An 8,047-nucleotide genomic window follows, 5' to 3' on the forward strand; every position below is an offset into this window, starting at 1 on the left:
CGGCTGCGGAACCGGCCGGCCGCGAAGCGGACCAGGGACATGTTCATCTCGATCAGCGTGTTACGGGCGTAGCTGTACTCCGGTGTGCCCTCTTCCAGCACCGCGAGCTGGTCGAAGAACAGGCGCGACAGCTCGCGGGCGTCCTTCGGCGCCACCCGGGAAGGGTCGGGGACCTCCGGCAACCGGGCCGTCCGCGTGTCCACCATCTGGGTGCTCATGAGCGCCATTCTGTTCCCCTCCCAAAAGTCGAGCCAACCGTCGCTGCCTGCCGAAACGGCCGACGACGCATCGTCTACCCCCTCATCCTGCATCCATGTCCGCCTCATCTCGCACCGATGTCCGACCGTCCGCCGCACGGCCCACGTCCGCCTGATCAGGCGGAAGTCTTCCTGATCAGGCGGAAGTCCTCGGTTGTGGCTGGTCCCCTCGGGCCCGGAGCTGCTCGTTGATGCGCTGGGCTTCTTCGAGCTGGTCCTCCAGGATGACGATGCGGCAGGCGGCCTCGATGGGCGTGCCCCCGTCGACGAGTTCGCGGGCGCGGGCCGCGACGCGCAGCTGGTAGCGGGAGTATCGGCGGTGACCGCCTTCCGAGCGCAAGGGTGTGATCAGGCGGTGTTCACCGAGCGCGCGGAGAAAGGCCGGGGTGGTGCCGAGCATCTCGGCAGCCCGGCCCATGGTGTAGGCGGGGTAGTCGTCGTCGTCGAGGTTGTCGACGGGACGGGGACCGGCAGCGGGCATAGACCTCTTCTTTCGCGGACGCGTCGGGGGGCCCGGGTACCGTTTCCGGCACCCGGGCCCCGAGCTTTCAACACCATCTGCCGGCTGGCTATGCCGGCCTTCTTATTCCGCGGTGCCGCCTGGGAGGGCGGGACTGCGGGGATCGCGAATGCGTGACCGGGGACCACCTTCCAATCCGGGGCCTGCGGTACCCGGGCGGACAGCTCCCGCGCCCGGGCGATCCTGATGGCGTTCGGCTCCTTTACCTTCGATTACTCGGTTGTGGTGCTGGGTACAGCCGGTACTGCTCACAGCCCCTCGGGGCTGTGTCCTTCTCATCCTGCTCGCACGGCAGTTCGTGTCTGCCGAGCCCACTTCGACTCTTGCGTACGACAGAACACTAACCCTGCCGCGAGCCAATGTCTACTCCCGTCAGGGTAGATTTTCTCAGAAGTCGATGCACGTACTTCTATTGCGCCGGACACCTTCCCGTTCGGCCCCCTTCACGATCGCCCCCTCTACGATCGGCCCTCAGCGATCGGCCCCTTCCACGTTCGGCTGCCCCTACGACGCACCGGCCTTGCCGGCCTCCCGGGCCCTTCTCGCGATGCGCTCGTCGTGCACGAAGAGACCCACGCCCACCGCCAGCACCAGGCACGCGGCCCAGACCGCCCGCACCCCCCAGGCGAGCGTCAGCCAGCCGCTGCTGAACGCCCCCGCGAGGAACGCGAGGACCACGCACCCGAACTGCCCGGCCCGGCGCCTTGCCGCCCGGTCCCCGGCGACCACCGCCTGATAGGCGTTCTGCATGGCCGACCGGAGGTTCCCAGTGGTCATCGTGCTGTTGTAGACGGCATCGACAAGGGTGCGGAACGTCGACATCTGTACCGAGGCCATGAAGGCGACCAGAACGGTGACGAGCGCGTCCGGCGCGTCGGCGGGAATCAGACCGACCACCGCCAGCACCACGAGCTCCAGCACCATGGCCACACACGCCGGCCGGCGCAGTACCGCCGCCACCCTCGGTCGGTTGAGCGTCTCCGCGACCAGGACCCCGCCCAGGAAGGCGACCACCGGAGGAACGTGCCCCAGCGCCTGCCACCAGTGCTGCTGCGCGGCCGCCACCCCGAGCAGGACCACGTTGCCGCTCTGCGCGCTGGCGAACACTCCGTCGCGGCTGATGAACGTATAGGCGTCCAGACCGCCGCCCACCAGGGCCAGCAGTACACCCAGACGCACCGACCGGTCCGTCGCCGGCACATCCGGTGCCCGCGCTGACGCGTCCACCGGCCCGGGCCCGGGTCCGGGATCAGGAGCGCCCCCGGACCGCGGCGTGGCATCCGACATGCCGTTGCACCCCTTCCCGACTGACCGCCCCGCAACGCTGTACCACCCGGCGGCCTCGGCCACACCCCCTCACCTCCGGGACCGGTACCGCCGCGCCGCCGTCGCCGGCCCGATCACAGAGAACGTGCGTGACGGCGCTCGTGGCCGCGGCGGCCGAGCACCCCCGACCTCCCCCGCCGGCGCACCGCCACACGACCCCGGAGCAAGGTCAGCGCCCGCACCGCGGGCGGGCCCGATTCACGCCGAGCGGACGACGGAACCTTCACCCGCCCGCTCCCCCGAACGGCCGACACACCGCACCGCACGGCGCCCCTAGCGTCGAACCACGACGGCACCAGCAGCCCCCACACAGCGAGAGCGAGAACACGATGCGGAACACACGAGAAGACCACCACGGACGCGTCATCGCGGGCGTCGACGGCCACAAGGACAACGTCGTCACGCTGCGGTACGCGGCCGAAGAAGCCCGACGGCGCCACGCCGTCCTCGTCGCCGTCACGGCGTGGAGCCCCTACGGCGGTGACATCGCCGAACGCACCCTGCCCTGCCCCGAACTGGACGCATGCCAGAAGGCATCGGCGCGGACCATGCTGGACATCACCTGCGCCCGCGCCCGGCTCCCCGAGGGCCTGTCGCTGGAGCGCAGGGTGGAGAAGGGTCTCCTCGGACCCGTTCTGGCCCAGCTGGCCCGCGGACCGCACGATCTGCTGGTCATCGGCCCCCGTCACCGGCAGCGACTGACGTGTCTGCATCCCTCCCCCGACCGGTACTGCCTCCGCAACGCCGCGGCGCCCCTCCTCGTCATCCCCTCCCGCTGGGCAGCCACCACCGGCCACCCCGAGCCCGCCGCCTGACACCGCACGGCCGCTTTCACCCTCTCGGCCGATGCCGCACCGGACCGGACCGCACCGGACCGGACCGCGCCGGACACGACCGCGCCGGACAGGACGGATGCGACCGCCGCACGCCGGAGAGAACATGAACACAGCATCTGACACCCAGCCTCACCCATGTCTCACGATCCAGCCTCACCCCTGTCTCACGCAGGTTCACGCCGTGGGGGCACGGTCATGAACGACCGGACGAACACATACAGCACCCTGGACCGCGACCGCGTACTCGCCGACACCCTGCAGGACGTCATCGGACACCTCGGCGCCAACACGGCCATGGCCTACCTGCTCGCCGACGACCACACCCTGCGTGCCGTGGTCATCGGCGGAGCGCAGCCGGCGATCTACACCATGCCCGAGCACATCGACATCGACGAGCCCTTCGCCACGGCCGCCGCCTACCGCACCGGCACCCTGGCCACCGCGGGCTTCCCCACCGCGGCCGCCTCGTCCCCCGGCATGAGACTCGCCAGCCGTGTCCCCTTCCCCTACTCCGTGGTCTCCCTGCCCATCGACACCGAGGACGACCGCGTGGGCGTGCTCACCGTGGTCTGGGTGCCACCCCGTGCCCACCCCCTGCCCGCCGGAGACGTCTCCTGGCTCCACAACAGGACCGGCGCACTCGCCCGCACGCTCGGCACCCTGGCCCGTCACGGGGTCGACATGCACGCCGGCGCCCTACCCGCCGTGCTCCCCCTCTACGGGCGCGCGGCCACCCGGCGCCCGGGCACCGACAGCGGCTGGGGTCTGCCGGGCCACCCCGGCTCCGCCGAGGTCAGCTTCATGTACCAGCTCCACCAGCTGGCCGCCGAGCTCAACGAAGCCACCAGCGTCAGTGACGTCATGACCGTCACGCGCCACCGCGTCATGGCGCCTTTCGGCGCCACCGCGTTCCTGGTCCACACCCTCAAGGAGGGCCGGCTGTGGATCGCGGGGCACAGCGGGTACCCCACCACCGCCGTGCGCCTGCTCCACGGCGCCGCCGCCACCGACCACCGCCCCGACGCCCACGCCCTGCACAGCCACACCCCGCTGTACTTCGAAAGCCGCAACAACCTCCTCCAGGACTACCCCCACGCGGTCGAGGACGACCTCGAAGCCACCGTCCATCTCCCCATCACCCCGCACAACCAGCCCCTGGGCGTATGCACCCTGGGCTTTCCCCGGACCCGGGTGTTCAGCCCGGAGGAACAGGCCGTCGCGATGCTCATGATGGATCTGCTCGGCCCCGCGCTCGAACGTGCCACGCTCACCGAAAGCGCCCGCCAACTCGCCGAGCACCTCCAGAAGAAGCTGCTTCCCCGCCGGCTCGTCGAAGTACCGGGCATGATCACCACCGCCCGCTATCTTCCGGCCGCGTCAGCCGCGGGGCTCGGCGGTGACTGGTACGACATGATTCCGCTGCCCGGCAGCCGCATCGCCCTCGTCGTCGGCGACGTCGAGGGTCACAGCGTCGACAGCAGCATCGTCATGGGGCAACTCCGAAGCGCCGTCCGCGCCTACGCCACGGAAGGCCACACTCCCGGCGTCACCCTCACCCGCGCCAACCGCCTTCTCGCCGAGCTCGACACCGACCTCATGGCCACCTGCTGCCTGGTCACTCTCGACACCACCACCGGCACCGCCGAGATCGCCACCGCGGGCCATCCCCCGCCCCTCATCCGCGCGTCCGACGGCTCGCTCACCACCCCCGGCCTCCCCCCGGGCCTCCCTCTCGGCATTGCCCCGGACACCCCCTACACCACCACCGACATCTCCCTCACCCCCGAGACCCTCCTGCTCCTCTACACCGACGGCCTCACCGAGAACCGGCCCCTCGACGCCTCGCCCTACACCCGCACCCTCCTCACGCCCCCGCTTGACACCGTCGACCACCTGGCCGACCACCTCATCGACCACGCCACCGCTCACCACACGCACCACGACGACATCGCTCTCCTCGTCGCCCATTACGAAGGGCCGCACGCCGGGCCGCACCGCCGTATCAACCACATCCACTTCCACCGCCACGACCTCAACGCCGTCAGTTCGGCCCGCCAGTTCATCGCCGACAGCCTCCACACCTGGGGCCTGGACGACCTCATCGACGACACCCGGCTCCTCACGTCCGAGATCGTCACCAACGCCCTCATCCACGCCGACAGCGACGTCGACGTCCGCCTCCGCGAATACCCCGACCATCTCCGGCTCGAAGTGCACGACACGGACCCCACCCCGGCCATCCCCACTCCCATCACCCTCACCCTGGACACCAACCAGCACGCTGAGCACGGACGCGGACTCCTCATCGTGGACGCCCTCGCCACCCAGTGGGGCAACACCCCGAGCGGCCGCGGCAAGACCATCTGGGTCGACATCGACAACCACCCCTGACGGTGCCCCGTTCGCCGTTCGCCGACGCAGGCCACGGCTACGGCCACGGCCACGGCCACGGCCACGGCCACGGGCAGGACGACGCCGAGGGTCCGACCGGGTCACGCACAGGTGAGCGCCGCGCCCGGCCGGGGAAGCCTCTCGCGCCCGGCCCGGCTGAGCGTCCGTCCAGGGGCGCGCGGCAGCTGCCCGGCGAGATCACTCCCGCGGGCGCGCACCACCGGACGACCCTCACACGAAGTCCGCGGCCGACTCCATCCTCAGCAGGGCGTCCCTCCATTCGGCGCCGGAGAGCTGCGTGGCCGCCCGGCACAGGTCGATGGGGTGACCCGCGGCAAGCGACGCGGCGAGCTCCAGCACCGCCAGATGAGGGCCCATCGTGCCGGGTTCCCGGCGACCGTCGTCCAGCAGCTCGGGGGTTCGCAGCAGCTCCCGTACACCCGCCCAGTTCACCGAAGCCGGCCGGTCGCGCGGCACCACGGCCCCCAGCTCCGGCTCCTCCACGAACCGGCGCAGCCAGTAGCCGTCGCGGAAGAAGGCAAGGACCAGCGTCGCCCTGCGCATCTGATGGTTGCCGACTCCCTCCACAAGCTGCCGCGCCAGGACCACCGCCTGCGGGGCTGCCTGCCTGACGAACCGCTCGTCGGTCCGCTGATCGATACTCATTCCGCCACTATGAGGCGGCCGGGCGGAGCGGCTCCGTACGGCGCCAGCCCCTGTCACACGAACAGACCAACCGCTTTGCGTACGGCAGCACCGCCACCCGCGCCAGTGATCATCCGTCAGGTGGGCGCACGGGGGCGGTGAGGGTGGCGCGGGCGGTGCCAGGACCCATCGAGGCGCACAGTCGTCGACGCGGCGGACGACATGGCGGACTTCCCGAGCGAACCGGCGAGCGGCGAGCGGCGACGAATGCGTGGAGATCGGCTTCCCGCCCGGGACCCCCACGGCTGCCGCGGGCCGACGGGTTATCCGCTTTCCCGGAAGCAGCTATGAGGGGGTAAAGGATGCCTTGGGCCACTGTCGGCCCGGAGGGGGCGGGGCTACTTTCATTCACGTTCTGCATGCACCTTCACCACCGTGCATGTCATGTCCATGACTGCATTTGCCGCCGCTGTGCGCGTCACGGGCCTGCCCCACCCAGTGCGAACCCCCACTTCCGACGGAGGCAGTACCCCATGCGTGAATCCCGCCCCGGCGGGCGGAGACGGAGCCTGCGACGAGGCGTCGCCGTCGCCTTCCCCGCCCTCGCCCTCACCATCGCCGGACTCGCCGCGGCACCTGCGGCAGGAGCCCAGCCCGCCGCCGCTCCCGCGCCCCACACGACCAGGACCGCGCAGAACGCCAGGGCGCTGACCGCCCCCGAGCGGCAGGCGTTCCGCCCCACGGGCAAGGCCGGCCAGCAGGTCCCCACGACCCGGCTGTGCGCCACCGCGGCGCCGGGCCACGCGTCGTGTTTCGCCCAGCGCCGCAGCGACATCAGGCAGCAGCTCGCCTCGGCACTCGCCGCCGCGGCCCCCTCCGGCCTCTCCCCGGCCAACCTGCACAGCGCCTACAACCTGCCCACCACGGGCGGCAGCGGTCTGACCGTCGCCGTCGTCGACGCCTTCAACGATCCCAACGCCGAGTCCGACCTGGGCACTTACCGCTCCCAGTTCGGCCTGTCCGCCTGCACCAAGGCCAACGGCTGCTTCAAGCAGGTCGGTCAGACGGGCTCCACCACCTCGCTGCCGAAGAACGACAGCGGCTGGGCCGGCGAAGAGGCCCTGGACATCGACATGGTCAGCGCGGTCTGCCCGAACTGCAACATCGTCCTCGTGGAGGCGAACTCGGCGACCGACACCGACCTCGGCACCGCCGAGAACGAGGCCGTCGCGCTCGGCGCCAAGGTCGTCTCCAACAGCTGGGGCGGCTCCGAGGACTCCTCCCAGACCTCCGAGGACACCCAGTACTTCAAGCACCCGGGCGTCGCGATCACCGTCTCCTCCGGTGACGAGGACTACGGCGCCGAGTACCCGGCGACCTCCCAGTACGTGACCGCCGTCGGCGGCACCGCGCTCACCGCCTCCGCCAACTCCCGCGGCTGGAGCGAGTCCGTCTGGAAGACCAGCAGCAGCGAGGGCACCGGCTCCGGCTGTTCGGCGTACGACCCGAAGCCGAGCTGGCAGACCGACACCGGCTGCTCCAAGCGCATGGAGGCCGACGTGTCCGCCGTCGCCGACCCGGCCACCGGCGTCGCCGTCTACGACACCTACGGCGGCTCCGGCTGGGCCGTCTACGGCGGCACCAGCGCCTCCGCCCCGATCGTCGCCGGCGTCTACGCCCTCGCCGGCGCACCCGGCTCCGGCGACTATCCGGCGAAGTACCCCTACCAGCACACGGGCAACCTGTACGACGTCACCAGCGGCAACAACGGCAGCTGCTCCCCGTCGTACTTCTGCACCGCGGGTACCGGCTACGACGGCCCCACCGGCTGGGGCACCCCGAACGGCACCGCCGCCTTCACGGCGGGCACCTCCACCGGCAACTCGGTGACCGTCACCAACCCCGGCAGCCAGAACACCACCACCGGCAGCCAAGTCAGCCTGCAGATCCACGCCACCGACAGCGCGGGCGCGGCCCTGACCTACAGCGCCTCCGGGCTGCCGACGGGCCTCTCCGTCAACAGCTCCTCGGGGCTGATCACCGGTACGGCGTCCACCGCGGGCACCTACCAG

Annotated in this window: 6 protein-coding genes and 1 pseudogene; 3 read left to right on the forward strand and 4 right to left on the reverse strand. The window is 71.0% G+C overall.

Annotation, left to right across the window (positions count from 1 at the left end; all coding sequences use genetic code 11):
- The 3 genes and pseudogenes from GT045_RS14325 to GT045_RS14335 form a co-directional block, all read right to left on the reverse strand.
- Positions 1-227 (reverse strand): annotated as a pseudogene (locus GT045_RS14325) (RNA polymerase sigma factor SigF); the annotation flags it as partial.
- A gap of 166 nt (positions 228-393) precedes the next feature.
- Positions 394-738, reverse strand: a complete 345-nt coding sequence (locus GT045_RS14330; protein ID WP_161288259.1) for a MerR family transcriptional regulator — start codon at positions 736-738, stop codon at positions 394-396.
- Positions 739-1,281: 543 nt separating this feature from the next.
- Positions 1,282-1,956 (reverse strand): YoaK family protein, encoded by a 675-nt coding sequence (locus tag GT045_RS14335; protein ID WP_202528064.1) that lies wholly within the window; start codon positions 1,954-1,956, stop codon positions 1,282-1,284.
- 476 nt (positions 1,957-2,432) lie between these two features.
- Between GT045_RS14335 and GT045_RS14340 the strand changes: the two genes are divergently transcribed.
- Positions 2,433-2,918 (forward strand): universal stress protein, encoded by a 486-nt coding sequence (locus GT045_RS14340; protein ID WP_161334398.1) that lies wholly within the window; start codon positions 2,433-2,435, stop codon positions 2,916-2,918.
- Positions 2,919-3,134: 216 nt separating this feature from the next.
- Positions 3,135-5,330 carry an ATP-binding SpoIIE family protein phosphatase gene (locus GT045_RS14345; protein ID WP_161334399.1) on the forward strand — a complete coding sequence of 732 codons (2,196 nt, stop codon included), beginning with the start codon at positions 3,135-3,137 and terminating at the stop codon, positions 5,328-5,330.
- A gap of 231 nt (positions 5,331-5,561) precedes the next feature.
- Here the strand turns inward: GT045_RS14345 and GT045_RS14350 are convergent, their stop codons facing one another.
- Positions 5,562-5,996 (reverse strand): hypothetical protein, encoded by a 435-nt coding sequence (locus GT045_RS14350; protein ID WP_161291713.1) that lies wholly within the window; start codon positions 5,994-5,996, stop codon positions 5,562-5,564.
- A 512-nt stretch (positions 5,997-6,508) separates the two neighbouring features.
- On the opposite strand from GT045_RS14350, the gene GT045_RS14355 reads away from it, so the two are divergent.
- The coding region (locus GT045_RS14355; protein ID WP_161334401.1) for a S53 family peptidase at positions 6,509-8,047 on the forward strand (1,539 nt) is incomplete at its 3' end.

It is taken from the genome of Streptomyces sp. SID486, from assembly GCF_009865385.1.
In the GTDB taxonomy this organism is placed as follows: domain Bacteria; phylum Actinomycetota; class Actinomycetes; order Streptomycetales; family Streptomycetaceae; genus Streptomyces.